At 46.9% G+C, this 26294-nt stretch carries 22 protein-coding genes; 18 read left to right on the top strand and 4 right to left on the bottom strand.

Annotated elements, in window-relative coordinates:
• Positions 1 to 139 precede the first annotated feature (139 nt).
• On the top strand, positions 140 to 571 hold the full coding sequence (locus ACM64D_RS09085; protein ID WP_415062890.1) for a hypothetical protein: 432 nt from the start codon (positions 140 to 142) through the stop codon (positions 569 to 571).
• A gap of 284 nt (positions 572 to 855) precedes the next feature.
• The gene (gene smc, locus ACM64D_RS09090; protein WP_415062891.1) at positions 856 to 4443 is read left to right on the top strand and encodes a chromosome segregation protein SMC; all 3588 of its coding nucleotides are present in this window, start codon (positions 856 to 858) and stop codon (positions 4441 to 4443) included.
• An 83-nt stretch (positions 4444 to 4526) separates the two neighbouring features.
• On the opposite strand, the gene ACM64D_RS09095 is transcribed toward smc, so the two are convergent.
• Positions 4527 to 5168, bottom strand: a complete 642-nt coding sequence (locus ACM64D_RS09095) for an NAD(P)H-dependent oxidoreductase (protein WP_415062892.1) — start codon at positions 5166 to 5168, stop codon at positions 4527 to 4529.
• Between the two features lie 190 nt (positions 5169 to 5358).
• Here ACM64D_RS09095 and ACM64D_RS09100 point away from each other — a divergent pair, with 190 nt between their 5' ends.
• The 4 genes from ACM64D_RS09100 (at position 5359) to ftsY (ending at position 8739) form a co-directional block, all read left to right on the top strand.
• Positions 5359 to 5769, top strand: a complete 411-nt coding sequence (locus ACM64D_RS09100) for an RrF2 family transcriptional regulator (RefSeq protein ID WP_415062893.1) — start codon at positions 5359 to 5361, stop codon at positions 5767 to 5769.
• Between the two features lie 28 nt (positions 5770 to 5797).
• The gene (locus ACM64D_RS09105; RefSeq protein ID WP_415062894.1) at positions 5798 to 6352 is read left to right on the top strand and encodes a GNAT family N-acetyltransferase; all 555 of its coding nucleotides are present in this window, start codon (positions 5798 to 5800) and stop codon (positions 6350 to 6352) included.
• A gap of 231 nt (positions 6353 to 6583) precedes the next feature.
• Positions 6584 to 7360 carry a 4,5-DOPA dioxygenase extradiol gene (ygiD, locus tag ACM64D_RS09110; protein ID WP_415062982.1) on the top strand — a complete coding sequence of 259 codons (777 nt, stop codon included), beginning with the start codon at positions 6584 to 6586 and terminating at the stop codon, positions 7358 to 7360.
• A 182-nt stretch (positions 7361 to 7542) separates the two neighbouring features.
• Positions 7543 to 8739 carry a signal recognition particle-docking protein FtsY gene (gene ftsY, locus ACM64D_RS09115; RefSeq protein ID WP_415062895.1) on the top strand — a complete coding sequence of 399 codons (1197 nt, stop codon included), beginning with the start codon at positions 7543 to 7545 and terminating at the stop codon, positions 8737 to 8739.
• A 13-nt stretch (positions 8740 to 8752) separates the two neighbouring features.
• On the opposite strand, the gene ACM64D_RS09120 is transcribed toward ftsY, so the two are convergent.
• Both ACM64D_RS09120 and ACM64D_RS09125 read right to left on the bottom strand, forming a co-directional pair.
• Entirely contained in the window at positions 8753 to 9424 is a 672-nt protein-coding gene (locus ACM64D_RS09120) for an oxidoreductase (protein ID WP_415062896.1), read from the bottom strand.
• A gap of 12 nt (positions 9425 to 9436) precedes the next feature.
• Positions 9437 to 10996 (bottom strand): L,D-transpeptidase, encoded by a 1560-nt coding sequence (locus ACM64D_RS09125; protein WP_415062897.1) that lies wholly within the window; start codon positions 10994 to 10996, stop codon positions 9437 to 9439.
• Between the two features lie 169 nt (positions 10997 to 11165).
• Here ACM64D_RS09125 and ACM64D_RS09130 point away from each other — a divergent pair, with 169 nt between their 5' ends.
• The 12 genes from ACM64D_RS09130 (at position 11166) to ACM64D_RS09185 (ending at position 23238) form a co-directional block, all read left to right on the top strand.
• Positions 11166 to 12791, top strand: a complete 1626-nt coding sequence (locus tag ACM64D_RS09130) for a hypothetical protein (RefSeq protein WP_415062898.1) — start codon at positions 11166 to 11168, stop codon at positions 12789 to 12791.
• Positions 12792 to 12938: 147 nt separating this feature from the next.
• On the top strand, positions 12939 to 14624 hold the full coding sequence (locus ACM64D_RS09135; RefSeq protein WP_415062899.1) for a L,D-transpeptidase family protein: 1686 nt from the start codon (positions 12939 to 12941) through the stop codon (positions 14622 to 14624).
• A gap of 11 nt (positions 14625 to 14635) precedes the next feature.
• Complete coding sequence (locus tag ACM64D_RS09140; RefSeq protein WP_415062900.1) at positions 14636 to 15607, top strand: hypothetical protein; 972 nt, start codon at positions 14636 to 14638, stop codon at positions 15605 to 15607.
• A gap of 13 nt (positions 15608 to 15620) precedes the next feature.
• Complete coding sequence (locus ACM64D_RS09145; RefSeq protein ID WP_415062901.1) at positions 15621 to 16211, top strand: hypothetical protein; 591 nt, start codon at positions 15621 to 15623, stop codon at positions 16209 to 16211.
• Between the two features lie 138 nt (positions 16212 to 16349).
• Positions 16350 to 16661 (top strand): cell division protein ZapA, encoded by a 312-nt coding sequence (locus tag ACM64D_RS09150; RefSeq protein ID WP_415062902.1) that lies wholly within the window; start codon positions 16350 to 16352, stop codon positions 16659 to 16661.
• Between the two features lie 25 nt (positions 16662 to 16686).
• On the top strand, positions 16687 to 17250 hold the full coding sequence (locus ACM64D_RS09155; protein WP_415062903.1) for a 5-formyltetrahydrofolate cyclo-ligase: 564 nt from the start codon (positions 16687 to 16689) through the stop codon (positions 17248 to 17250).
• Between the two features lie 5 nt (positions 17251 to 17255).
• Positions 17256 to 18821 (top strand): ribonuclease Y, encoded by a 1566-nt coding sequence (gene rny / locus ACM64D_RS09160; protein ID WP_415062904.1) that lies wholly within the window; start codon positions 17256 to 17258, stop codon positions 18819 to 18821.
• Complete coding sequence (gene tyrS, locus ACM64D_RS09165) at positions 18818 to 20023, top strand: tyrosine--tRNA ligase (protein WP_415062905.1); 1206 nt, start codon at positions 18818 to 18820, stop codon at positions 20021 to 20023. Before rny ends, tyrS begins: the two co-directional genes overlap by 4 nt.
• A 58-nt stretch (positions 20024 to 20081) precedes the next feature.
• Positions 20082 to 20489 (top strand): 2Fe-2S iron-sulfur cluster-binding protein, encoded by a 408-nt coding sequence (locus ACM64D_RS09170; RefSeq protein WP_415062906.1) that lies wholly within the window; start codon positions 20082 to 20084, stop codon positions 20487 to 20489.
• Between the two features lie 50 nt (positions 20490 to 20539).
• Positions 20540 to 21349: an alpha/beta fold hydrolase gene (locus tag ACM64D_RS09175; RefSeq protein WP_415062907.1), complete on the top strand. Its 810-nt coding sequence runs from the start codon at positions 20540 to 20542 to the stop codon at positions 21347 to 21349.
• A 255-nt stretch (positions 21350 to 21604) separates the two neighbouring features.
• On the top strand, positions 21605 to 22597 hold the full coding sequence (locus ACM64D_RS09180; protein ID WP_415062908.1) for a hypothetical protein: 993 nt from the start codon (positions 21605 to 21607) through the stop codon (positions 22595 to 22597).
• Positions 22597 to 23238, top strand: a complete 642-nt coding sequence (locus ACM64D_RS09185) for a pentapeptide repeat-containing protein (RefSeq protein WP_415062909.1) — start codon at positions 22597 to 22599, stop codon at positions 23236 to 23238. The genes ACM64D_RS09180 and ACM64D_RS09185 overlap by 1 nt, the downstream gene beginning before the upstream one ends.
• Here ACM64D_RS09185 and ACM64D_RS09190 read toward each other — a convergent pair.
• The gene (locus ACM64D_RS09190; protein WP_415062910.1) at positions 23235 to 26291 is read right to left on the bottom strand and encodes an Ig-like domain-containing protein; all 3057 of its coding nucleotides are present in this window, start codon (positions 26289 to 26291) and stop codon (positions 23235 to 23237) included. The two genes, ACM64D_RS09185 and ACM64D_RS09190, sit on opposite strands and share 4 nt — an antisense overlap.
• Positions 26292 to 26294 lie beyond the last annotated feature (3 nt).

The raw sequence follows: 26294 nt of genomic DNA on the forward strand, positions 1-26294 counted from the left end.
TCAAAACATCCGACAAATTTGGGGGGCTCCACGCTTCTTCCGTAAAAGGCTAAGATGCGAGAACGATTGATATTTCATTGGCATGGCATGAGTTGGCCGCGGTCTTGCTCTAAGGATTAGTCATCAAGGAAAAAATTATATGAAAACAAAAAATATGATGTCTAAAGTTTTTAAGGTGATCGCTCTAGTAACAATGACTCTTGGACTTGCGAATTGTAGCAAGGACAATGGGAATAGCACGGTGACGACCTCTGGTTATCAAATGATTAATAATCTTTGTTATCAGAACATCAACGGCGCGCTGACTCAGGTGAACACGAGCTTGTGTTCGAATGTGAATGGCTCTTACCAAATGATCAACAATCTTTGTTATCAAGTGGTGAATGGTCAGTACATTCAACAGGCCAACACTCAGATGTGTATGTATAACAACTATAACAATGGTTACACGACTCAAGTGTGTAATGGCCCTCACACAGATGGTTCTCAATGGGTGAACTGCGGAACACAGTTTAACTGCAGCGGTTACACACTCTACAACCAATCTGGGCAAATCGTTCGCTGCCAATAGGTTCTTTGATCAAGTTTGAATATGCGGCGCACCAAATCTGGTGCGCCTTTTTTATTTGCGAAAGACGTCGTCATCTTGAACTCTGATGCGGAATGTTGCATAAGAGCTAAGCAGAGGGGGCGCCCTTCGAGATGCATCGCGAAATAACCTCTCGCAACTCTGCCTAAGTTTTCAGCTACGGACTTCCTTTTCGTAGCCTGTTGTTGACATACTTCCCAACACTCGCGAGATTGAAATGGTCTTTGGTCTAGCTAGACCAAGGGCGGTATTTGAGGGGAACAGCAGTGAGAATTAAAAAAATTGAACTGGTTGGTTTTAAGTCTTTTAAAGATCGCACCGTCATTCATTTTGATGCGGGGATTACCGGTATCGTAGGACCAAATGGCTGCGGTAAGTCCAATATCGTAGATGCCCTCATGTGGGTTATGGGTGAGATGTCCGCCAAGGATCTTCGTGGTTCTCAAATGACCGACGTTATCTTCGGGGGCGCGGAAGGTTATGCTCCTTTGGGGATGTGTGAAGTTTCTCTGACGCTGGAAAATGACGGCGGCGCGTTCCCTGCGAAATATATTAAACATTCTGAAATCATGGTGACTCGTCGTCTTCATCGTAACGGTGAGGGGGAGTACTTCATCAATAAAGAACCGGCGCGTTTGAAAGACGTGCAAGAGATCTTTATGGATACAGGGGCCGGTTCGAAGGGTTTCTCTATCATCGCTCAAGGGATGATCGGTAAGATCATCACGGCGAAGCCTGAAGATCGTCGTATGTTGATTGAAGAAGCGGCCGGAATCACCAAATTCAAGGCACGTAAAAAAGAATCTCAGCGTAAGTTGCAATCGACGGATCAAAACTTGGTGCGTTTGCAGGACATCATTGGCGAGTTAAAGCGCCAAATCGACTCTTTGCAAAGACAAGCGCAGCGTGCCGAGCGCTATCGTAATATCAAAAATCAAATCGAAGACTTGGATTTGTGGTTGTCATCAGCTCAATATATTGAGTTGAAGCGTGCAGCTGATGAAGCGCAGGCGATTTTCAATGAAGCACAAAGCATGGAAGTAGAAGGGGAGACCAACCTTTCGACTCTGCAAGGTCAGTTGGAAGTTCTTAAATTGCAAATTCTTGAAAAAGAAAAGGCCGTTGAAGAGCAGCAAACCGAATACTACAACAAACAATCCACAGTTCAGAAGAAAGAGATGGAGATCCAAGAGCTGCGCTTTGAGATCGAACAAGCTCGTCGTAATGAACAAATGACCGGTACGATCTTGCAAGAACAGCAGGCTCGTCAGGAGCTTTTGTCTCGTGATAAGGCTCAGTTGGATTCTCAAGTGGCAGAGCTGAAAGAAGAAGCCGAAAGCTTGGCAGCTCAATTCGCTGAAAAGAACGACATCTTCCAAAACTCTAATTCTCGTATTTCTCAAGTTGATGAAGATTTGACAACAAAACGCCGCGAGCTTTTCGCTGTCGGGCAGTCCGAGTCTTCATTGGATGCACGCGTGAACTCTTTGAGCGCGCAAATCGCGGACTTGTCCGAGCGCCAAGACACCGAACAACTTGTTTTGAACGAACTTCGTGAAAAACAAGTTGAGTTCGAAGCACGTCGTAAAAAAGTCTTCAATGAACTGGATAAAGAACGTCAGATGCAATTGGATCTGGCGAACGACTTTGAGTCTTTCGAAGCCAATAAAAAGATTCTGACGGAATCGGCAGCGCAAAAACGTTTGGAAGTAGAGCAGTTTAAAGACTCTTTGAATGAAGTCGCATCCCGTTTGTACGGCTTAGAGAACCTGCAAAATAATTTTGAAGGTTTCCAAGAGGGCGTGAAGCAAGTCATGCTTTGGCAGAAAACCCGCACTCAAGAGATGATGGCGGATGGTTCTGTTGTGACTCACTTCCAACCTGTTTCTGAGGTCGTGGAAGTTCCAGCGGCTTACGAAGTGGCGATGGAAGCAGCCTTGGGCTCTCGTTTGCAGATGTTGTTGTCTTCTGATTCTGACGTGGCCTTGGAAGCCGTGACCCATTTGAAAGAGCACAAATCCGGTCGTTCAAGCTTTATTTCCGCTAAAGACAGCGCGGGTGGTTTGAATCGTGCGGCAGCCCCAGCGAACGAACAGGGTGTTCAGGCTATTTTGAAAGACGTCGTTCAAGCGGCAGATAAGTTCAAACACACCGTAGCTTATCTTTTGGATGGTGTGGCGATCGTGGATTCGATCCGCACCGCTTTGGCTCTTCGTCCTCGTTATGAGGGTTGGACATTTGTCACTGTCGATGGTGATACTTTGACGGCTGATGGAGTTTTGACAGGGGGTTCTTCTGAATCCGCAGACTCTGGCGTTTTGAAGCGTCGTCGTGAAATCAAAGAGTTGTCTGATAAGAAAGACGAATTCGCCGGGAAATTGGCGTTGGCGCAAGCCGCTTTGAAGAAGACCGAAGAACAATTGAATAATGTTGTGAACGATTTCGAAGGCGCGCAAAAACGCAAAATCGAACAGGAAATCAAAGTCACGGAACTTCGTAAAGATTTAGAGCGTGCTGAAAACGAACTTGCCAATGCGCAAGCCGCAGTTGAAAAGCAAGAGCGCGAAGTGAAAAAGATTTCCGAGCAGTTGGAAGTTCAAGAGCAGAAGATGGAAGAGCTGAACCAGGCTCTTTTTGAAGCTCGTGAACGGAAAACTATGCTTGAGATGGAAGTGGAGTCCTTAAATACAGAGTTGAACTCGACTCGTATGGGCTTTGATGGACTGCAGGCAGAAGTGACGGATCTTCAGGTGAAGTCCGCTTCAAAAACTCAAGAGTATCAAGGTGTTTTAAGACAGCTTGAAATGGTTTCGAAGTCCTTGGGGGACTTAGAAGCGCAGTTGGCTCGCATGAGTGAAGAAGCACAAGGGTATAACTCTCAGATGACTGAGAGCCAAATGACCTTGGAAGAAAAGAAAATTGAATTTGAGCGTCTTTTGGATGAGGTCGAGACTTTGAAACTTCAAGTGTCTCGCACTAAAGACGAATATGAAGTGATGTCGGAAAGTGCTCGTGCGATCGAAGAGGAAGCAATGTCTTCTCAGCGCGCACGCAATGAAAGACAACACAAAATGAACGACTCTCAATTGAAGCTGGAACAGGCTAAGATGAAAGAGCAGTACTTGATCGATCAAGTGCGTGAACGTTACATGTTGAATCTTCCTGATGTCGTAGAAAAATACGCGGGCCGTGAAGGTGACTTCTTGGCAGCGGATACGGAGTTGAAAGAACTTCGTGAAAAGCTTTCTAAGATCGGTGAAGTGAATTTGTCAGCGATCGAGGAGTACGAAGAAACTGCGCAACGTTATGAATTCTTGACGAAGCAGCACGCAGATTTGACTGAAGCCAAAGAACAGCTTCGCAAAGTGATCGATCGTATCAACAGAATCTGTTCAAAACGCTTTAAGGAAACTTTCGACCTTGTGAATGATCGTTTCACTCGCGTCTTCCCAGTCCTGTTCGGCGGCGGGGAAGCGAAGCTTGAGTTGATTGAAGATCCAGAAAAGGGCGAAATGGGAATTGAGATCATTGCGCGTCCTCCAGGTAAAAAGATGCAGAACGTGTCTTTGATGTCAGGGGGAGAAAAGGCGCTCACAGCGGTGGCGCTGGTCTTCTCCATCTTCTTGGTGAAGCCTTCTCCGTACTGTTTGCTGGATGAGGTTGATGCTCCATTGGATGATGCGAACGTTTTCCGTTTCAACGACTTGGTTCGTGAGATGGCGAAGCGCTCTCAAATTATCGTCGTGACCCACAATAAGCACACCATGGAAGTAGCGAAGAAGCTTTATGGCGTGACCATGCAAGAGCGTGGTGTTTCTACGATGGTGTCTGTGTCTTTGCAGGACATTAAGTAAGAGATTTAAATTCATTTAAAAAGATAAACCCCCGAAGACGGTGTCCTCGGGGGTTTGTTTTTTTGGAGGGGTGGTCGAGAGTGTTATTTGATGAATGTGAAGACAGAGTCTTCGGGGTAGCGGACTTTTTTCATGTTTTGGAAAGCATCTTCAGAGTGTCGGTAGCCCAAGGCCACGGTGGCGACCGTCTTCCAGCCCGAACCCTCAAGGCCTAGTATTTTGTCGTAGGCTGATGGGTCGAGACCCTCCATGGGAGTGGCATCAATTTTAAGAAGAGCAGCCGTTTGCAGAAGAAATCCCATGGCAATATAGGCCTGTCTTTGTGACCAGACTCGGATTTTTTCTTCAGGGGCTTTGCCCAGATTTTGAGTCAGCATATTTTTGAGCCCATCCAAAGATTCCACCGGGGTGTTTCGAACTTTGGAGATCTCATCGATGTATTTTTGAATGAAAGCCTCATCTATTTCTTCTTTGTAAATGAACACGACGTAGTGACTGGCATCTGTCACCTGGGCTTGATTCCAAGAAACCGCTTTTAGCTTTTCTCGTGTTTCGGGGCTTTCGATGACAAAGAACTTCCAAGGCTGAATGCCGTAGGACGAAGGCGCCAGACGCAAAGATTCTTTCAAAGTCTCCCAGTCCTGGGATGAAATCTTCTTAGTCGCGTCATAGCGTTTTGTGGCATAGCGCCACTCGAGGGCTTCTTTAATATTCGCATGATTCATTTTTCGTTCTCCATTTGAAGGTCTCATTAGTAATGAAATAATGTAACAGATATGAGCACAATATAGCGGCACCAAGGCTTAAATGCAACAATTATAGATACAGATAAAATGAGGGGTCCTAACAATGGAATAAAGATTCGTATAGGTCCTTGAGATTGTTTATTTTTCTTCGATGGGATAGAATGTCATCATGGTCGATCAAAGGTTTTCTGTCTCAGTTCATGTCATGACGGCGCTGGCCTTTCATAAGGGCGAGTTGATGACGTCAGAGCAACTGGCTGCCAGTATTCGTACAAACCCCACGGTGATCCGTCGTCTTTTGTCGAAACTGGTTGATGCGGGACTTTTAGAGTCTTTTAAGGGTAAAGCCGGAGGCGTACGACTTGCGAAGAGCGCCAAAGAAATTTCTCTGAGAGATATCTATCTTGCTGTTTGTGATAAGAAGTTGATCGCAACTCCGTGCAAAGAGCCGGTCAAACAGTGTGTCGTCAGTTGCAATATGGGAAAACTTTTGGATGAAGTGGTAGAGGGGATCGAAGCCAATTCCATGGACTATCTTGCGGGAATTCGTCTTTCTGATCTCACCTCCAAAATAAAATAACGTCGAACCCCTACCAGTGAGGCGGATCGTGAAAGCTCAATATCTTCCCGAGATGATTTCTTCCAGCAGAATCACCTTGCGCAAACATCAGATGGATTTAGCTGAAACCATGTTTCGCTATGTCGATGAAGATCGTACTCGCCTGGGGCGTTTTTTGCCGTGGGTGGCCTGGACCAAAGGGATTCACGATGAGCGAGACTATATTGAAATGACCCATCGACAATGGGCCGACTATAAGATGTTCGACTATGGCATTTTTTTGAATGACGGTCAGGTTTATGTCGGGAATGTCGGGGTTCATACCATTGCTTGGGATCATAATCGCTGCGAGCTGGGCTATTGGATCTTGGGGAAATATGAAGGCCAAGGCTATATCAGTGAGGCCGTCAAAGCTTTAGAAGCGATTCTTTTTAATCTGGGATTTTTTCGAATCGAGATTCATTGTTCTGGGACCAATGCGCGTTCCGGAGGTGTCGCAGAAAGATGCGGGTATGTCCTGGAAGGGCGCCTTCGTCAACACGCCATTGAGAATGGTCAGCGTCGAGACACCTTGATCTACGCGAAATTAAAAAATGGAAAATAGAGCCTGACCAGATTGTTTCATTAAAGGAACAGTATTATCTGTTTTTGAACACTATCGAGATAGTTATTTTTGTTCGATAATAAGACCATGAAAAATGAACCGAATTTGAAACGCAGATCATTGATCCTGGGAGCTGGTGGCCTCTTGGCCGCCCTGGGGTTATGGAAAGTTCGTTCTGCATGGGAGCTCGATATGCTGGTCAATCGTTATGGCAACAAGCAAGACGTCAAAATGCCGTTAGTCTTTTTAGGACATGGCAATCCGATGAATGCGATTGAAGAAAATAATTTCACACAAATGCTGACATCTTTGGGACATGAGTTACCTCGCCCCAAAGCGATCCTTTGTATCTCAGCTCACTGGCTCAGTGCGGGGACTTGGGTGACCCATATGCAAAGTCCCAAAACGATCCATGATTTTTACGGATTCCCGCAGGAACTTTTTGATGTGCAGTATCCTGCGCCGGGAGATCCTCAGATGGCTGAATATATTCAGACACTTTCAAAGTCGCCCAAGATTCAAGCGGACGACAGTGCTTGGGGTCTAGATCATGGAACGTGGGCGGTCTTGCGCAAGATGTACCCAGAGGCGCAAATTCCGGTCTTACAACTAAGTATTGATATGTCAGAGCCCGCCTCGTTCCATTTTGAACTGGGACGAACTCTGCGGTCTTTGCGCGAGCGTGGAGTTTTGATCGTCGGCAGTGGAAACATTGTCCATAACTTGCGTCGTGTCGACTGGGGGCATAGCCAAAAAGGATTTGATTGGGCTATTGAGTTTGATGAATGGGTGAAGGGACGTTTAGAGCAACGAGATTTTAAAGCCCTGGTTGAGGACTTTCAAAAAACCAAAGCCGGACAGTGGAGTGTGCCGACACCCGATCATTATCTTCCTCTGCTGTATGTTTTAGGAGCGGCGGATGAAAAGGACCTCTTGAATTTTGAATTTGAAGGCTATGACATGGGTTCCATCTCCATGCGCTGTTTAAGCTTTGGAAAACAAGTTTGATTTGAAGATAAGGAGAGATTTCGTTTCTGGACGAGGCCCGATACAGTCTTGAAGAGCTGGACGTTGTTTATTCCGAGCAAAATTAAGGGAGTTTTGGCCATTTCATCTGGTCTCTGACGATAAAATGCGATAGATAGGGAGGGATTTTTCCTGAACATCTAACGCAGATTGTCGGAGGGCAGATGATGTCGCCTGATCACGCTCAACAGATTGAGAATCTTTTTATTTTTGTCGGACTTCTTTTCGCCGTCATCTTCGGAGTTGTTTTCTATGGAGTCTGGAAAAACATTCTTCGCAAAGACAAAAAAGCCCTGACTCACGAAGCGAAGCGCGAGATGCCGACGCAAACGGAAGAGCCTGTTCCGTTGGCTCATATTGATTCCACAGGGCAAGTGGTTTCCGATATTGAAATCCCGGATCTGGCTAAAGAGGCTTTCATTGCCGTCGAAGAAAAAGCTGTTGATCTTAAAGAAGCATTGAAGAAAACCGAAGAGAATCTTTTTGGACGTATTCGCAGTCTTTTTAAAACAGATGCCAGCAACAAACACCTGGAAGAAATCGAAGAAATTCTTTACACAAGTGACCTTGGGCCGACCACGGTTCAGCGCTTGATGGGTGCTTTGGAAGACAAGCTGTCTAAAAAAGAACGGGCCGACTACGAAACGGTTCGCGATGCTTTGAAGGAAGAAATTAAAAATATTTTTGCGGGCTCTCACTCTTCAAGTCCGGATCAGGGCATTCTTGCTAAAATTCAGTTTGCCAATGAAGGCCCGACAGTTTTGATGATCGTCGGAGTCAACGGCGCGGGCAAGACCACGTCCATTGGTAAAATTTCAGCGCAACTGGCAAAAGAAGGCAAAAAAGTGTTGGTTGCAGCGGGCGATACGTTCCGTGCGGCGGCAGGGGGACAACTGAAGGTGTGGACCGATCGCGCTCAAGTTGAAATTTTCTCTCCTGAAGGTGTCACGGATCCAAGTGCCGTGGCCTTTGATGCCGTCGCCAAAGGGAAGGCGCAAGGGTACGATGTTGTCATCGTGGACACCGCCGGTCGTTTGCACACTCAAGCTAATTTGATGGAAGAAATCAAAAAGATGAAGCGAGTGATGTCCAAGGTTATCCCAGAAGCACCTCACGAGACCTTGATTGTTCTTGATGCCAACTCGGGACAAAATGCTTTGATGCAAGCCAAAGAGTTTCACAGTGCGCTGACTTTGACCGGAGCCGTTTTGACTAAAATGGACGGAACAGCCAAAGGGGGAGTCGCGGTGGGACTTGCTCAGGAATTACAGATTCCGATTAAGCTGATTGGTGTTGGTGAGCGAATTCAAGATCTTCGCACGTTCTCTTCCCAAGAGTTTGTGGATTCTTTGTTTCAGTAAAGAAGTGACGCGATTATCTTTGGTCCGCAATATACTGAATCTGTTCTGACTCATAGACATGAAATCCTGGCTGAAAATTCAGAACGGCAATCGCCATGGCTTTGGCGATATCTCGGGCTTGAATGGCTCGGTACTTTCTTAGGGGTCCTCGTAATAGAGGATTCAAATAGGGGCTTAGTTTCTGCGCCCACTCTTCCCCTGCACGCCGCTCTTTACGCTCTCCTAAAATAAGAGAAGGGCGGAAGATCTCAATTTGTGGGATTTTAAGCTCTCGCAGGTCTTTCTCCATTTCACCTTTGATTCGATTGTAGAAAACTCGCGATTGGGGATGGGCCCCCATGGCTGAAATCACTAAAAGCTTTTGGGCTCCGGATTTTTCGGCGATACGGGCAAAGTCCAAGACATAGTCGTGATCGACTTGGCGAAAGGCCTCTTGGCTGCCGGCTTTTTTGATAGTGCTTCCCAGGCAACACACAAAGACCGGGGACTTTAAGATGTCGGGATAACTATTCAGTTTATTAAAATCTAAAATAATATTGTCCGTGTGCGGAGGAACTCTTCCCAGAGGAGAGCGGGTCACCGCTTTGATTGTCGAGATCTGTTGAAGATGTGACAAAATAAGAAGGAGCTCGTGTCCCACGAGCCCCGTTCCGCCAACCAGAGTGACATCTGTTGGGTAGTTCATAAAGAGAAGTCCTTATCCGCCTTGTGAGCCTATGTTGTTGTTATTCTCTTTCTGGAATTCCACAGCAGGAGGATTGTGTTCGCCGGAAGTTGCCAAGAATTCAGGGACTGAATTGATGAAGTCCGCCATTCCGCTCACACGAATAGTTCCTTTTGTGATTTGAGAGTCAGGATGTTGATAGTCAATAAAGCGTCCTTCATCAACTAAGAAATATCCTTTAAAGTTGGTTTTAGCCGCATCCGCTTCTTTTCCGGAGTCGATCTTATAACGATCGCCCGTTTTTCCAGAAGAAGCTGTGTAGTTATAGTTCAACTGAGTCGCATTGGGATATTGATCAATCTCATAAGAACCTTGTTCGACCAAATTCTCGCCCGCAATCACTGGAATGGCTTTGTCGATAATGGTTTTCGCATCCGCCGTCAAACCACCACTTTGTTGAGCGCCGTTAGTCAGAAGGATGTAATCCCAGCGACCATTCACTCCGAACTTATCGGCATAGCGAGGCATGGGGGTGACTTTCTTTTTGAAGAAACCAGTGACAGTTTCTTTTTCACGTGTCGACTCCCGCGCATACACACGATAGATGTCCGTGCCGACAGGCAAAAGACTGCGCAGGTAAGCCACGGCGCGGTTCTCAAGGCGAGTGCAACCAGATGATCCAGGATTCGAGAATAAGTTCATCAAAAATCCGCGAGTAAGTTCGATCGCAGCCGCTCCATCTTTACCCCAACCAATAGTTCCATGAATCCATTGGTAGTTCATCCCACTGACGTCATCAGAAGGAGTCACTTTGGCGGCATACCAACCGAACGCACCATAGATAGTGTCTTTGTTGCGAGCGTCTTTCACCATCCATTTTCGAGAAGAGGCAATTTTCGAAATGCCCTCCGTGATCGGACCTGGGATTGTCTTAAGGTCTTGTCCTGATTTATACCAGTGAGGATAATGGGCCATTCCGTCTTGATAGAACTTCACCCATTCCGAGATCTTAGCGTGACCTAGCCATGTTTTAAACGCGTGTGGATCGTCTTTGGTCCCTTCCTCGGGGCGTCCCACAACCATTTCCGTTTCCATCACAAGTTTATGAGGGCAGTTTGGAGTCTCTACACAGCGCTCATAAACACGGGTCTTTTCGGTCGCTACGTTTTGAATCACGAAATACTTGGAGGACGGAAGAAGAATTTGTTTTTCACTAAGATAGTCTTTAGAGACAAAAAGCTCTGGCGCAACATCCGATTTTACAGCGGACTTCAGAAGTTTAATCTGCACCAAGGGTGTGGCTTCATTTAAAAGATCAAAGATTTCAACTTCATCGTTCATCGCAAGCTTGGCAATAACGTTATTTTCAGTGGTGGAGTTGCTGCTACGGAGGTTCAGACTTTCCACCGCGATAAAATAGCGCTGACCGACTTTAAGCTGAGACTTTTCAACGGCCACTGCGGCTGCCGCATCTTCACTGAATGAAGCGACATCTTCATTGAGGAGAGCTTGTGCTGAACTCAGCATCGGTGACGTGGCAATCAACACGCTCAATACCGTAGCGCACAGGCGGCGAGTGTGAAACTTTGTCATGGAACGTCCTCCATATATAAGACGAATTAAACCTTTGTCATAGACTCCGATCTTCAAAGCAAGAAGCGTGACAGAGATCACCCCTGCGGTATTTTTGATACAGGAATTTTCGCCGTCAAATTGTTATTCAACGGAGCCCAAAAGGGGCACTACACTACAAGGAGGTTTCATGAAGAAGGTCCTGTTAATTATATTGGTTCTGCTCCCGTGTCTGTCCTCGGCGCAAAGTAGTTCTCGGTGGCGTATCACAAAGCCTCAATGGACGGAGCAAGATGAAATCAAATTCGGAGAGTTCATCGCAAATCTTGGACGAGCGGTTGAACGACGCGAGTGTTTCCAAGTCGATACTTGTTTAAGAAGTTCCGCCAATCCCTATGCAGGAACAGATCCTGCGGGGCTTCGTCTCTTCGCGGATTGCGCGGATTTGCCCTATTTTTTGCGAGGATACTTCGCATGGAAAAATGGCCTGCCCATGTCGGTTCAGAGTGATGTCAGTCCTCGCCAGACAGGGGATAACAAAGATGTGCGCTATACAAAATTTGGTAACTACGTGACCGGTCGTTATGATGTGGTGGCCAGTCGCTGGGGAAGTCCCAATGCGCTGGAGATTCTTAATCAAACGATTGTGAATATGACTTGGTCCGCGTCCTTTCGTTTGATGGGGCAAGAGGACACGGGTCTTTACACCGACTTCTATCCGGTGAGGCTGGGTCGCGACAGTGTGCGCCCAGGTACGATCATTTATGATCCGAACGGACACGTTGCTGTGATTTACAAAGTCACAGATGACGGAAGGATTTTCTATATTGATTCTCATCCTGACAACACGTTGACTTCGGGAATGTACACGCCAAAGTTTGTGCGCAGCTTTCCTTACCAGGGATCGGGATTCAAGAACTTTCGCCCCCTCAGTCTTGTCGGCGGTAAGATGAATTCTGCAGGAGAATATATCGGGGGTAAGATTGTAGGTGCACGCAATTCGGCCCTTTCTTTCTATAGCCTTGAACAGTTTTATGGGAATCGTCCCGATCCAGGAGGGGATTGGCAGAAGGGGCAATTTGTCTTTCGCGGTGTTGTCTTCAACTATTACGAGTATGTGCGGATGGTGATGGCCAGTGGTGATCTGAAAATTGATCCTCTTCGCGATATGCGCCAAAATTTAGCCGATATTTGCATCAGCTTGAAAGATCGTGTGGTCGCAGTAAACCTGGCAAGAAAGTCGGGAGTTGATCAGAAGGATCATCCTGAACGTTTGCCTCAAAATATCTATGGCTCAGAAGGGGAGTGGGAAGCGTACGCCTCGCCGTCTCGGGACGCTCGCTTGAAGGTTTCCTATATGGACTTACTTTCTCAATCGCGACAGATGATTCAGCGTTATCGCGCTGGAGATCCCAGCATCATATACACAGGAGCGAATTTAGCGGCAGATCTGCTGGCAGCTTATGAAAGAGAAACTCGCTCTTGCCAATTCACGTACACGAATTCCAGCGGGGGAACGGTGACTTTGAATTCAGACGATGCTCGTCGTCGTTTGTTTGATCTGAGTTTTGACCCTTATCATTGTGTTGAACTTCGCTGGGGCGCAAGCTCCCCCCAAGAGCTGTCGTCTTGTCGTGATACACCCAATAAAAGGGAATGGTACAGTCGTGAAAGATGGCTGCGTTATCAGTGGGAGCGACGTTATGACGCCCGTATGGATTACTCGTTGGAGGAGTTAACAGGGCCCAAGCCAGGCGCTGGTATAGCGCAACCGCCGAACGTGGATATTGTTCGTTATCTTAATTCAGAAAAATAGGTTTTCCTTAATACGAGGGCTGTCTCATTTTGAGACAGCCCCGTGCCATTTTTAGGTCTCTGTCAAAAGATTGATCTTTCAAGTGTCAAACAAGCCTCATCCCAAGGTGGCATCTTACTTGATAGTAAAGGTGTTGGAGAGGTTTATATGATGTTTAAGAGTTGGTTCGGGAAGTCGTTCATTTTGGGTATGAGCCTTACTTTAATGGCTCCCAGCTTTTCGCATGCTTATGGCGAGGCTTCTGTTATTCAAAGCTATATCGGTCGCCAAACCCTGGTGCCATTAATGAAACCCTCTTGGGGGAACTTCATCCTTCATACCGACACATTAAATAAGCTATATTCTTTGCGTGGTTACCAAGCGATTTGGGTCGACAGCAATGGTCTGCCAAATTCGATGGCTCAGGCGCTGAAGAATACTTTGTCAGCAGCGGACCGCCATGGTCTTAATCCCGCAGACTATTGGGATGCGGATGTTGAGAATCTCTTTAAAGCAACTCAGAACAATCAGAAGAACTGGATCACTTTTGAATTGGCGGCCAGTGAGGCGATGATTCGTTATGTAAGTCATATGTCGACGGGGCGCTTCGATCCCGAGCAGGTTGATACAGATATTAAATTTAAAAAGAAGGACTTCAATGAATACGGCGAATTGAGTGCGAGTCTGATGAACGCTCCTCAGTCCTTGATGGCGTCATTGGATTCCTTTGCGCCCACTCATGCTCGCTATAAAGATCTCATGGATCTTTTGGTGCAGCTGAAGACTCTCAAGAATCAAGGCGGTTGGCCTACGATTAATTCTCCGGGGTTTGCTCTTAAACGAGGAGTGACGGATCCTTCAGTCGGTCAATTGCGCACACGATTGAATCAGTTGGGCTATCGTATTTCCAACAATGGTGGAAATACCTTTGATCAAGAATTTGAAGATGTTCTTAAGCAGTACCAGGCCTTGAATGGTTTGACGGCGGATGGTGTGATCGGAACGCGTTCTGAAGTTCTTCGCGCCTTGAATTTTACGGTCAATCAGCGATTGGCTCAAGTTGAAGTGACCATGGAAAAACTGCGTTGGCTTCCGAAGAACATCGAACCGCGCCATATCTTTGTGAATCTTGCGACGACCGAGTTCCGTCTTTTTGATGAGGGTGGAAAGGCGTTTCACTTTAAAACCGTCAACGGTCAGCCCTTCCGCAGAACACCTTCTATGAGAGACTCACTGACTTACGTGAATCTGAACCCTTACTGGACGGTGCCACGCAGTATTGCCATCAAGGACAAGTTGCCGATGTTGAAGGCGGATCCTCGTTATTTGGAAAAACACAATATGCGTTTGATCGATGAAGGCACGGATCAGGTTGTGGATCCTTCCAGTATTGATTGGAAGAATATGACGGCAAGAAATTTCACATATTATATCCGTCAATTGCCTGGTCCTGACAATGCTTTGGGCGTTGTGAAGTTCCCTCTGCAAAATCCTTGGGCGATTTACATGCATGACACCAATGAGAAAGAACTTTTCGGCGAAAGCAAACGTCATCGCAGTTCGGGATGTGTTCGTTTGGAGCAACCTCTGGATCTTGCGGCGTACTTGTTGCGCGATCAGCCGGGTTGGAGTTTGGCAGACATCAAGTCTTACGTGCCTTTGTATGACAATAGAATTCCTGGAGAGCTTGATAAGAAGGTCATCTTGAAAAAGGCGATGCCGGTTTACTTCCTCTATCTGACGGTTGAAAAAGGCGAGGACGGTTCGATGCGTTTTATTGATGACGTGTATGGACAGGACATGCGTTTGAGTAAAGCTTTGCAAAACAAGAAAAACTCGGGCGAGTTGTTCTAAAGGAGAGAGCGATGAAAAAGTGGTGGATCACAGTATCAGCATTGTTGTTCGCAGGTCTTGCTCAAGCTCAGTCCATGGGCTCCTTGCAGGTGAATGGCCAGGCCGGAAAATTTCAGATCTTTCAAAAGGTCAAAGCGGTCCGCTGTACAATCGGTCAGCGGGGAGTTTGTGATGCTCCGGTATTTTTTGATTTGAATAAGGCTCAGGCGGTGCCCGCAGGAGCCTATATTGTCGGTTTTGAAAACTCGATCCATCCTGAGGTTGTGACCGTGGATGCGGGAAAAAATGTGAATTTGTATTTAGAACGAGTGAACGTGCCCTCTCAGGTGCGGGGACAAAGAGTTCGAGTTTATCGCGACTTCTCCTCTTTGGTTGAACAAAAGAAAATGTATATGACAATGTTTATGATGAACCGTCACTTTTTCCGTCTTGAGAAAGAGAACTTTGGCGATCTTTATTTGACGGGCTCCTGGGAGCGTGACTTTGTTCAGCGGTTTACTTATGAGACTTGCCCCAAAATTGAATCGTACGGAAATATTTCCTCCAGTGCGGCAGCGGTTTGTAAGGCCTGGAATACGGCGAAAGATCCCATGGGCTTGCGCGAACTTTTTGATTTTGCAAACGATGGAACTTTTCAGGAAATGTGGGTGACGTTCCCAGGAGATACCTTTGCGTCGAAGCATCCTCGGTATCTGGTTTCTTCGCCAATGTCGGATCAGGATTTTGTCTCTGTTTTTCCAGGCGTCTATAAGGTCCAGGCCGAAGGTAAAAACATGCCGGCGGTTTCAGTCAAGGCCGGGAATGTGTCCCAGAATGACCGGACTTTTGGAATTTCATTGAACGCGGTGAGGTCTTTCATTAGCCTAGGGAGTGGAGACTGTTCTCAGGCGCGTACATGGAAAACGGAGTCTCGGGCTTATTGCACGAGTGACCAGACAGAAGGTTGTGACCGCTCTCAGGCGGAAAGTTGCGAGCCGATGTAACGGTAAAGGAATAATGCGAAATATCGTTGTCAGTTTTATACTAATTCTTGGGCCCCATTTTTTGTGGGCTCAAGGTGTCAAACCAGTTTCTGTTTCCTATGAAAATGTTGTGCGTTGTTTCCCGGAGCTTCAAGATGAGAAGCTTTCCTTCAAGGTTGATCTCAACCGTCTTAAAGAAATTATTGATGAAAAGTTTGTGACATCCCAGTCGCAGTTGCGTCAAAGAAAGATCCATTATCTGGATGTGGATAAGCAACCCACCAACTTGATTTTACGGACCCAGTTTGAGGGGGATCGTAAGATGGAGACCGTCTTGAGTCTGCAGCAGATCGATGAAAAGGGCGTCGTGACGGATATCAAATTGACTGGGAATCAGCGCATCAATCCTAAACAAGACACGATCAATAACTTCTTGCTCAATGGGACGATCAAATCAGACGAATACTCCTATAATGACACGAAGCTTAATGACGTTGTCTCGACCTATCGCCGGAACTTCAAGGACGTTGAGGAGATTGAGTTGGTTGATAAGCCCAATAAACGCTCGATTCTCTGCGAAAAGAAGAGTGATCTCGGCATTATATGCACTTGTACTAAAAAATAAATCTGTTGAATATCGACTTATTAGGGATATACTTTTAGCAGTGTTGATCTAGGTTTTTTCTAGAGTTTTAAAAGGTTTAGGCAATTATGCCTAGCAATTGAATTGGCAATATGATTCTGCAGCTGTTGAGGTGTGCTAGTGACATCTGATAAAAAAACCTACAATTTCCTAATTGCGGGTGTCCCTTACAAATTAAAAACCTCTCATGACGATGCGACTGTTCAGGAGCTCGTTGAATTTGTAAACAACAAGATGAATCAAGCCATGTCTTTAACCAAAAACGGTTCTTTCCAAAATGCAGCGGTTTTAACTGCGATGAATTTGGCTGAAGAACTGATCCTTTTGAAAAGAAAAGCGCATCGCGAGCTGGAAAAGCTTGAAGAAAAGGCGTTGCAGCTTTCTATGGATCTAGAAAATTCCAAGAACAACCCAAAGGTTTTGAACAACTAACTTGGTTTGATCTCTTGGAGTGTCCATGTCTGTTTCTTGGAGCTCTAAAAAGGAATGTCGTTCCTTCTTTAAATCTCTTTGCGCTCAAGAGTTCGCGCAAGGTCTTGTTCAAAATCAGCAGCAGCTTAATCTCCATTTGCGTGATTTTTTAAAAACGCAAACGGGACTCTGGGGAGCCTACAGGGCTTTGCCGGAGGAAGCTCAGGTCGAAGAGGTCTTTCAGATCTCTCATTTGGCCTGGACCTTTCCCAAAATGAGGGAAGGACACTTGGAGTTCTTTGAAGCACAGAAATTTGTGCTAGGACCTTACGGAGTCTGGGAGCCATCCCCGGATTCTCCGCAAAGAGATCTCCAGGCCATTCACGGGCTGCTGATACCCGGTTTAGTTTTTAATAAGAATGGCAGTCGCCTGGGGAAGGGCAAAGGGTTTTATGATAAAACGCTTTCTTCCTACCAGGGGGTGAAAGTGGGGATCTGTTTTGATTTTCAAATCAGTCCCAACCCACTACCTACCGAGGCCCATGATGTGACAATGGATTTTCTTGTCACCGAATCGGGTCTTGTCGATTGCAGTAAGCATCAGGAGTAAGAATCATGGAATTTGTTATCACCGCAATTATCGGTGTTTTGTTGGGCGGGGCGGTTGTCTTTATCGTAAAACGTTTGCAGGACGAAAATAAAAAGAAATCCGCACGTATCGAGGCCGAGCGTATTATCAACAAGGCGAAATCGGAAGCGGCAAAACTGAAAAAAGATTCAGAGACCAAGGCTAAGGATTTTGAGGCGCGCGCTCGTAAGAATGTGGAAGCCGATATTCATAAGCAAAAGTCGACAGTAAAAAATAAAGAATCTCAGCTTGAACGTCGTTTGAAGGAAGTTGAAGATCAATTCAAACAGAAAATGGAAGAGAACGAGCGTTATCTGAACACGCTGAAAGATCGTGAAGAAAAAATTGCGATTTCAGAAAATCGCATCAAGGATCTTGAGAAAAAAGGCGAGACTCACATTGTTGAGCTCAAGCAGAAGTTGGAGTCCGTGGCCGCGATGACTCAAGACGAAGCTCGTCGTCAGCTTTTGGGCGCTTTGGAAGATGAGGCCAAACAAGAAGCGGCGAAAAAGATCGCGCAAATCGAAGAAGAGGCTCACAAAGAATCTGATAAAAAAGCCAAACGTATTTTGGCGACGGCTCTTTCACGTTTCGCCTCTGAATACACGTCCGAGCGCACGGTCAGCGTTTTGGCTTTGCCTAACGACGAGATGAAAGGAAAGATCATCGGTCGTGAGGGACGTAACATCCGCACGTTGGAAGCTCTTTGCGGTGTGGACTTGATCGTCGATGACACTCCTGAGGCTGTGGTTATTTCTGGTTTTGATCCGGTTCGCCGTGAGTTGGCTCGTCGTACGATTGAGAAGCTGATGGAAGATGGACGTGTGCATCCGGCTCGCATCGAAGAGGTTGTTGAAAAGCAACGTGCCGAGTTGATGAAGTCCATCAAAGAAGAGGGCGATCGTCATGTGATGGAGTTGGGTATCGCCAACATGCATCCTGAGTTGATCAAAATTATCGGTGGTTTGAAATACCGCTCTTATCAAGGTCAGAATGCTTTGAACCAGGCTTTGGAAGTTGCGCAGATTGCGGGCCTCTTGGCCGGTGAGATGGGTGTGAACGTGAAGCAAGCACGTCGTGCGGGTCTGTTGCACAATATCGGTAAGGCCATTGATCATACGGCAGAAGGCAGCTATGCATTTGTCGGTGCCGAGGCCGCAAAGAAATACAATGAATCTGAAGACGTTTGCCATGCGATTCGCGCCCATGACGAAGAGGAAAAACCTCATTCAATTCTTGCGTGGATTGTGCATGCGGCATTTATTTTATCGAGCTCTCGTCCTGGTGCTCGTCGTCCGCAAATGGATTCCTTCATTCACCGTCTTGAAGATTTGGAAAGTATCGGCAATAGCTTTGACGGTGTTTTGAAAACGTTGGCGCTTCAGGCGGGGAAAGACGTACGTGTGCTTGTTGAAAGCAGCAAAGTGACGGACGATCAAGCCGTGATGTTGTCTCGTGATATCGCTCGTAAGATCGAAAGAGAAATGCCACAAGCCGGGCAGGTCAAAGTGACCGTGGTTCGTGAAACTCGCTCTGTGGAGCACGCACGATGATGAGTCCTCAGGAGCAGCTAGAGAGAATTAAATTCGGCGTTGCGGAGTTCATCAACGACGAAGAGATGCTCAAGAAGCTTAAAAAAGGCAAACCCTTGAATATCAAATTCGGTGCGGACCCCACACGCCCGGATATTCACCTGGGCCACACCGTGGTGATCAATAAACTCAAAACCTTCCAGGATTTGGGCCATAAGATTTTCTTTTTGATCGGGGACTTTACCGCGATGATTGGTGATCCTTCGGGAAAAAACACCACGCGCCCGATGTTGACTCGCGAAGAGATTGAAGAAAATGGCAGAACTTACGCCAAGCAGATCTTCAAAATCTTGGATCCAGAAAAAACCGAGATCGTTTACAACTCGACGTGGATCAACAAGATGACTCCCGCAGACATCATTAAAATGTCAGCTCAATACACGGTGGCTCAGATGCTTGAGCGTGATGACTTCACCAAACGTTACAAGTCCGGGACTCCGATTGCGATTCACGAGTTTTTGTATCCGCTTACGCAAGGTTATGACTCAGTGGCTTTACATTCAGATGTCGAGCTGGGAGGGACGGATCAGAAGTTTAACTTGCTGGTGGGACGTGATTTGCAAGGGGCTTACGGTCAGGAACCACAGTGTGTTTTGACGATGCCGATTCTTGAGGGCATTGATGGCGTCAATAAGATGTCGAAGTCTTTGGATAACTATATCTCTGTGGTGGATACACCAAAAGATATGTTTGGAAAGACCATGAGAATTTCCGATGATCTGATGTTCCGCTGGTATGAACTCCTGACGGATATCACGGCCTCAGGTTTGGCGCAGTTGAAGACGGATGTGCAAGAGAAGCGCAAACATCCTCGCACAGTGAAGGTGGATTTGGCGAAATTCTTGATCAAACGTTTTCACTCGGAAGCGGCCGCTCAAGCCGCCGAGGACGAGTTCAATCGTATCTTTGTTGAAAAAGGACTTCCTGATGAAGTGCCGGACTTTGTGGTGGCCCCAGAAGCTCAAGTGGGCTTGGCGGCTTTGATGTGCAAAGCGGGCATGGTGGCTTCCAATGGCGAAGGCAGCCGCTTAATTCAAGGAGGAGGGGTTCAGATTGACGGCGAAAAAGTATCGGACCCTAAGTTGAAAATCGATTTGCAGGCAGGCCAAAGTTTCGTCATCAAAGCCGGCAAAAAGAAGTTCACAAAAATCGTCGTAAAATAAAAGGTACGCCGTACCTTTTTGAAACGCGACGCTTCTAAAACGTGTTGTAGGTACTTATATGAAAATTAAATTTCTTCCTCAGAACCTCGAAGTTGAAGGAAGTCCAGATAAGACCCTTTTGAAGATTGCGACAGAGAATCATCTGGAGATCCGTTCGATTTGCAAAGGGGTTCCTTCCTGTGCCGAGTGCCGGGTGAAAATCGTTGAAGGGGAGTCCAATGTTCTTCCTCCCAGCAAGGCTGAATTGAACTTGATTGGAACCAGTCATTTTATTGATGGCCGCCGACTCAGTTGCCAAGTGCGCTGTTTCGGGGACGTGACGGTGGATTTGACCGAACAAGTGGAACGAGCTGAAAATCAGACCAAAAAAATCAGAGGTTTCCGTTCCAATAAACAAATTGATTCCAAAGCCGTGAACGACACCATGTTGCTCAATGAAAAAGCCGACGAGAAAGAAAAGAAGTAGGTCGTTGGTCTAGTTTATTACAGGCTTGTTTATGCCGACAAGCCTGGTGAATGTCTCACAAAATTACCTTCCGCGAACGAGGTCAGGGACCGCTGCTTATTCTTCTCCATGGTTATGGGGGAAGTGTTCATCATTGGGAGTCCATCGCGGAATCCTTATCGACACAATATCGAGTCGTCGTTCCGAATCTGAGCCATGTCTATATGAGTACGGATAAGTTGTTTTTCACTGTGCAGGTCGAGACCTTGGCTAAGTTCATTCGGGAAACGTTTCCCGGTGAAAGGGTCAGTGTGGCGGGCCTCAGTTACGGGGGTGCTTTGACTTGGGGACTGGCGTCCTTGCACCCTCATCTGGTGAAGAAGACCGTGCTTATCAATCCCATGGTCACAGATCCGATCAAACACTTTATGCCGAAAGAGCTGAAGTTTTTCTTTTCGGTGCCGCTGAATCTGAAGAGCATTTATCTCATGTTGTCGACTCCGATGGGGCGGGCTTTTCTTAAACGATCGGCTCAGATCTTTCGTGATGAACGCAGTGAAGGGGTGATTGCTGTCGAACATCTCAAAGGACGCAAGCTTCAGTTTGTCGCACACATGATTCATCATTTTTCGTGGATTCTGCGGTCAGAGGACTGGAGCTTCTGGCATCAAAAACTTTACAATCATCGTGGCGAATGTCGCTTGGTTTTTGATAAAGAAGATCTGCTTTTCAACCAAGACGCTTATCGAAAGTTTGCCATGCATATTGGTTGTGAAGATGTCATCGCTTTAACAGGGGCGGGACATTTGGCGATTAAAACTCGTCCTGAGATGATCTCTCAGTTGATTAAAGAATTTTTAGAGAGCACGATCGCCGCCTAGTTTTGAAGTTGTCATCTCTCAAAGAGATCCAAATAAATCCAAGTTGAAATTGCCGGTTCACTGTGATGTGCTAAGGGCGGAAGGCACATCGATATGAAGATTATAAGATTATTTTTCTTATTCACTCTCTTTCTTTCATTCCAAAGTCGGGCAGAGACGCAAACCTTTCCCCAAGGACCGGCTGAAAAAATGCTTTCTTCCTTCTTGGAGGCTTTTCAGGATCCCGAGGTTTTGCAGCGGATCGTAAGAGTAAATTTGAATTACAAAACGCGGCACTGCTTGGAGTATCCCTGCACGAGTTCGTTGCCAGAGAATATCGAGGTTCGCAATTCTCGAGGTGATGTTCTTAACAGTTGGGCCCAAGGACTTTATGACAATCAACATCGCGCTTGTTCCACTTCTGCCGATTGTCAGTGGATGGTGTGGACGGCCGCTCAAGCTTTATGCAAGGAGTATCCCTGCATTCCATCGACACTCGGTCTGATCGCCTCATTGAGTTGGGATCCTTCTTGGAAGTTGAAAAATAGCGATATGCCGCGCAGTCAGTTTATTTATTTACGAATTCCAAGGGATCTTTTTTTGAAGCAACAGTCCTGGCAAGGAAAAAACTGTCTGGATAGAAATCCTCCTCATAGCTTTTTGGGATTGAGTGTTGATGGAGAACCGCTGTGTGTTTTAGATTCGGTGGCGCAAGATCTGCAAAAAGTGAAGGACTTAAATCCTTACAAAGAGCAGACTCGACCGGATCTTCCGATGACAGGTTTTGAAGTTGGAAGCTTTCCATATGTTCCCAATACTTCCTTGCAGGCGAAGAACCTTTTGGCTCAAATCAAAATTTGGAGTCTGTCTGGACAGGCCATTTATGAAACTCTTAAGCAGTCCAATTGTTTTGGGGCTTCGGGATGCGCTCAGGGGACGAGGTTAAATTTATTCTTGGCAGAGCAGGAACCCCTGGCGGATCGAGATGGAAAAATGACGGATGTGTTGATGCCTTGCCAAGTGGCGAAGACTTGTCCATGGCAGGTGAAAATATCTCTGTTGAGCGAGTGCAGAAAAGAGGCCTGCGACAAAGTGGATCAAAAAGTGAAAGTTGAAATATTCAAAGATCACACGTTACTGGAGCAGAGCCTATTGCCTCTCGCACCCCCTCTGAAGCCTCGAAGTCCTAGGGCGGCTTGCAAAGGGAAAGAAGCTTTTCGCGGATTCAACGAAAAAGGGGAGCCCCTTTGTGGGAAGCAGGGGGATTAATGTATCAGGTTGATATTGCAAAAAGAGAATGCAGCCTCAATGGACAAAGAGCCTACACGATGAAGCCTGAATGGGAGATGTGTGGATTTTTCCATAAAGAGTCCGTCCGAGATATTTCATTGTCGGGAAAAAATCTGCAGGGGCTCTTTTTTTCCCGGAGCTCTTTAGAGGGCGCCAAAATGAATGAAGTGGATTTGCAAGGTGCGGATTGGTGGGCGGCCTCCTTGAAACATGCGCAAATCAAAGATTCGAACCTGTCACAGATGGAGTGGAGTTGGATGGACATCTCGGAATCATCCTTCAAAGCGGTGAATTTTGAGAATGTGTATTTGAAGGGAAGTCGAATTAAAGATTCATCCTTTGAAGAAGTGAATTTTAAAAATGCCCAGATGCAGTCGTCGACCTATGAGGATGTACAATTTAAAAAGGTGAACTTCAAGGGGGCCAACCTGGAGGGGGCGACCTTTGAAAATGTCACATTCGAGGGGGTCGAGTACGATCGAACAACAACCTGGCCTACTGATTTTAATAAAGCCTTGCTGGAAAAAGAAGCCCCTCTGCGACTTACATCGTGGTTGGCATTTGGCGGACTTTTTTTGATCGTTGTCCTGTTTGTCGTGATCAGAAGACGAACTTCTTAGTTACATTGACATTGGGGAATCATAGGACAATCTGAACACCAACCAATTTGGACGGAGCTGCCGCTGGCACAAGTCCCACCTGCAGAACCACAACCTCCACAGTAAGTGTATCCTGCACACATATTTGACGTGTTGTTGGCGGCTGTACAGCAAGCTTGGGTATTACAGGCTTCCGACGTTGCCATTTTGCTGTTGCAATCAGTGCCGCCGCCACGGGGACAAGATTGGCTCGAGTCCGGAGTGGGCGTTGGACAATCGGTGCGAGTGCAAGCCTGACTATCATTGGGTTTCGCCGAAAGACAAAAGGACTCCGCGACAGTGACGCCATCATTTCGCTCACACCAGACAGTCCGAGTTTGTGTGCCATTGGTGGCGACACAACTGACGGAACGAGTTTGTGTTCCTGAAACCACGGGGCATGTTTCCGTACGATAGCGAAGGCCTCCTCCGCAAGAGACGCTACAAGATCCCCACGCGCCATACTGATATGCCGGTTGGGCAGCAGAACAAGCCGACCAGGCACCAACACTCCACGAGGGTTGAGCCGCCGAACAGGCGGACCAGGCTGAACTCTTCCAAGTGTAGCTATATATCGTCCAGCTATAACTTTGTTGAGCACTGTTGCCAGAGTTGTCGATTGCATTGAGCAGGAAGGAGTGAGCTCCGGTACTAAGCCCCGTATAAGTCTTTCCGCTAATACAATCTTCGAGGGGGCCACCATCGAGTTGGCATTTTATTGAAGATACACCACTGAGGTCGTCTGAAACGGTAAATACAAAACTTGCATCGTAGATGGAGTGGCTAGGGTCGCTGGGACCCGACTGAAGGGTGATCGTCGGAGATGTTAAGTCCACCTTCCAAGTGTAAGTGGCCTCCGTAGAGCTATTGTTTGCAGCATCGACAGCCACTACCGCGAAGGTGTGCTCTCCTTCTGAAAGAGCTGCATAGTTAAACGGTGATAAACAATTTGTTGCGACAGTTCCGTCCAGAGTGCAATCAAAGCGCAATAAAGGAGAATAGGTGTCGGAATATGTAAAAACAAAGTGCCCAGAGACAGAGCTGTCATTGGCGGGCGGCGCATGTGTTATGCTGACCGTCGGAGCGGACGTGTCTACAGTCCAAGAGTAGGAATCAACTTGCGTATTGCCGGTGAGATCCGTTGCACGAGCAGTAAAAGTATGAAGCCCTTCAGTGAGACCACTCAAAGTAGAAGAATCCGCACAAGAGGAAGAGGCGCCTGAATCTAAACGGCATTGAAGAGAACTAATGCCACTCAGAATATCATTCGCTGTCACAGAAAATGCGGCGGTGGTCTGTGAGGTGTGGGGGGCCGGAGTGTTAGAGATATTTAAAGTGGGAGCTGATCTGTCCACGCGAAATAAAAACGGATGATTGGAGGCGTGGGTCATGTTGCCCGCAAAATCTTGAGCGGTCACTTGAACTTGATAGGAAGCGCCATCGTTGAAGAGTTGGCAACTTCCAGGTGAGGTACCATAATCAAATTCCGTTTGAGAAGAATTGGCAACTTGAAGAGAGCAGATCTCTTGGGCCTGCTCGTCGAGGATCTGAAGTTTATAGAAATCAGATCGATTCGAGGCAGACCAAGATACCACGGGATCTGTGGTGCCCAACCAATTGTCGGCAAGGACGTCCGCTCCCCCCTTAACCCCTAAAATATTGAAAATCCCCGGGGGAACATTGTTTGTCGTAAATGTGAAGTCGGCGGATGTTGTCGCATTTCCGGCATAATCAATCGCACTCATCTGAAGAACATAGCTTTTTTGATCTTCAAGTTGGCAACCGATGAGTTCCTTTTCAAGAGAGGGGGCGGGCACACGGATCTCGGGGCAGACTGTCTGCTGAAGATCGGCACTCTTAATTGTAAGAGAGTATTCGTAAGCATCTGTTGAAGAGGTCCATTTGACCGTAGGAGTGAGTGTCGTGCGCAGCCAATCATCAAAGGTCAGGTCTGAGCCACCCCCAATTCCGATCACCGAGAAATTGGCGGGGGCGGTCGTGTCTAAGTTTATCGAGTAGACACCGGGGTGGGGTGTGATCACAATACCATTGCTGTCGGCAATCCAGATTTGTAGATTCTTTGTGCCGTCCCCATTGGATAGTGTGAGTTGGGCTGGAACTGTATTGCTCCAGCCATTCATTCCGCCGATCCCGGCGGGGCAGACATCGCCGGTTGTGGTGGGTAAGAAATTGAGATCTTCAGTGAAGCAATAGTAGGCGGCAGAATTCGCGTTTGTGATGCTCACAGAAACATTTTGATTTTTTGAGACATCATCGGGATTTCTTGAAGAGGGGTCTGACAACTCCATTGCAGGAATTCGCGAGTCCACCTCCATGCTCGCAGAGCAAGTTGTATTGCTGAGGTTGCCAGCAATATCCTTAGAGGCCACCTTCAAAGAGTACGTCTTTCCATCCTGCAGATTCTCTGCGTGGAAGGAGGTTTCTTTTTGAGATGTTACTTTTAGTACGGTCCCCGCGCAGTTGCTTCCTTCATAGAGAGTTAAAATGTAGGGCTCATTTGGGTCTAAACCAGCGCCATCGTCTTGCGAGGTTTCCCAAATAAAGTTGAGCTCTTTTTGTCCTACCAATCCGTTGACCGGAGGAGCTGCCAGCGTTGGGGAGGCCGGAGCTGCTTGGTCTGCGATGATTCGTTCTGAGCAAACCGCTGGGAACTCTCCAAGCGTCGTCATCGGCGTCACCGAGACAGAATAGACTTTTTCGTGAGTCATATTTTGGATCGTATAACTTTCATTTGGAGTTTCCTGGGATTCTAGCAGGACACCCTTGCATTGGGAGCCCTCAAAGAGGTCTACCTGATAGTCTTTGACGGCGAGTTTTTCGACGCCGCCGACCCCGGAAATAACGGGTTGCCATTTGACTTCTTTGGTTTGTTCTTTGGTGTAGGTGAGTTTATTGGGAGAGACAAAGACGACGGTGAGCTTTGCGGAGTCTTGACTGAAGATATCGGCAGTCAGTGTACAGCCTGACACCCATAGAATGACTAAAGCAAGCAAGAACGCCCCGGATAATTTCATATG

It is taken from the genome of Bdellovibrio sp. (assembly GCF_047637665.1).
Taxonomy (GTDB): Bacteria; Bdellovibrionota; Bdellovibrionia; order Bdellovibrionales; family Bdellovibrionaceae; genus Bdellovibrio.

What these genes read in the sequence shown, in the direction of transcription:
- ACM64D_RS09135 (WP_415062899.1), top strand. Translation starts at nt 12,939, where the DNA reads ATGATGTTTAAGAGTTGGTTCGGGAAGTCGTTCATTTTGGGTATGAGC.
- ACM64D_RS09145 (WP_415062901.1), top strand. Translation starts at nt 15,621, where the DNA reads ATGCGAAATATCGTTGTCAGTTTTATACTAATTCTTGGGCCCCATTTT.
- ACM64D_RS09140 (WP_415062900.1), top strand. Translation starts at nt 14,636, where the DNA reads ATGAAAAAGTGGTGGATCACAGTATCAGCATTGTTGTTCGCAGGTCTT.
- ACM64D_RS09095 (WP_415062892.1), bottom strand. Translation starts at nt 5,168, where the DNA reads ATGAATCATGCGAATATTAAAGAAGCCCTCGAGTGGCGCTATGCCACA.
- ACM64D_RS09120 (WP_415062896.1), bottom strand. Translation starts at nt 9,424, where the DNA reads ATGAACTACCCAACAGATGTCACTCTGGTTGGCGGAACGGGGCTCGTG.
- ACM64D_RS09185 (WP_415062909.1), top strand. Translation starts at nt 22,597, where the DNA reads ATGTATCAGGTTGATATTGCAAAAAGAGAATGCAGCCTCAATGGACAA.
- ACM64D_RS09125 (WP_415062897.1), bottom strand. Translation starts at nt 10,996, where the DNA reads ATGACAAAGTTTCACACTCGCCGCCTGTGCGCTACGGTATTGAGCGTG.
- ACM64D_RS09100 (WP_415062893.1), top strand. Translation starts at nt 5,359, where the DNA reads ATGGTCGATCAAAGGTTTTCTGTCTCAGTTCATGTCATGACGGCGCTG.
- ACM64D_RS09190 (WP_415062910.1), bottom strand. Translation starts at nt 26,291, where the DNA reads ATGAAATTATCCGGGGCGTTCTTGCTTGCTTTAGTCATTCTATGGGTG.
- tyrS (WP_415062905.1), top strand. Translation starts at nt 18,818, where the DNA reads ATGATGAGTCCTCAGGAGCAGCTAGAGAGAATTAAATTCGGCGTTGCG.
- rny (WP_415062904.1), top strand. Translation starts at nt 17,256, where the DNA reads ATGGAATTTGTTATCACCGCAATTATCGGTGTTTTGTTGGGCGGGGCG.
- ACM64D_RS09155 (WP_415062903.1), top strand. Translation starts at nt 16,687, where the DNA reads ATGTCTGTTTCTTGGAGCTCTAAAAAGGAATGTCGTTCCTTCTTTAAA.
- ACM64D_RS09175 (WP_415062907.1), top strand. Translation starts at nt 20,540, where the DNA reads ATGTCTCACAAAATTACCTTCCGCGAACGAGGTCAGGGACCGCTGCTT.
- ACM64D_RS09085 (WP_415062890.1), top strand. Translation starts at nt 140, where the DNA reads ATGAAAACAAAAAATATGATGTCTAAAGTTTTTAAGGTGATCGCTCTA.
- ygiD (WP_415062982.1), top strand. Translation starts at nt 6,584, where the DNA reads ATGCCGTTAGTCTTTTTAGGACATGGCAATCCGATGAATGCGATTGAA.
- ACM64D_RS09170 (WP_415062906.1), top strand. Translation starts at nt 20,082, where the DNA reads ATGAAAATTAAATTTCTTCCTCAGAACCTCGAAGTTGAAGGAAGTCCA.
- ACM64D_RS09130 (WP_415062898.1), top strand. Translation starts at nt 11,166, where the DNA reads ATGAAGAAGGTCCTGTTAATTATATTGGTTCTGCTCCCGTGTCTGTCC.
- ftsY (WP_415062895.1), top strand. Translation starts at nt 7,543, where the DNA reads ATGATGTCGCCTGATCACGCTCAACAGATTGAGAATCTTTTTATTTTT.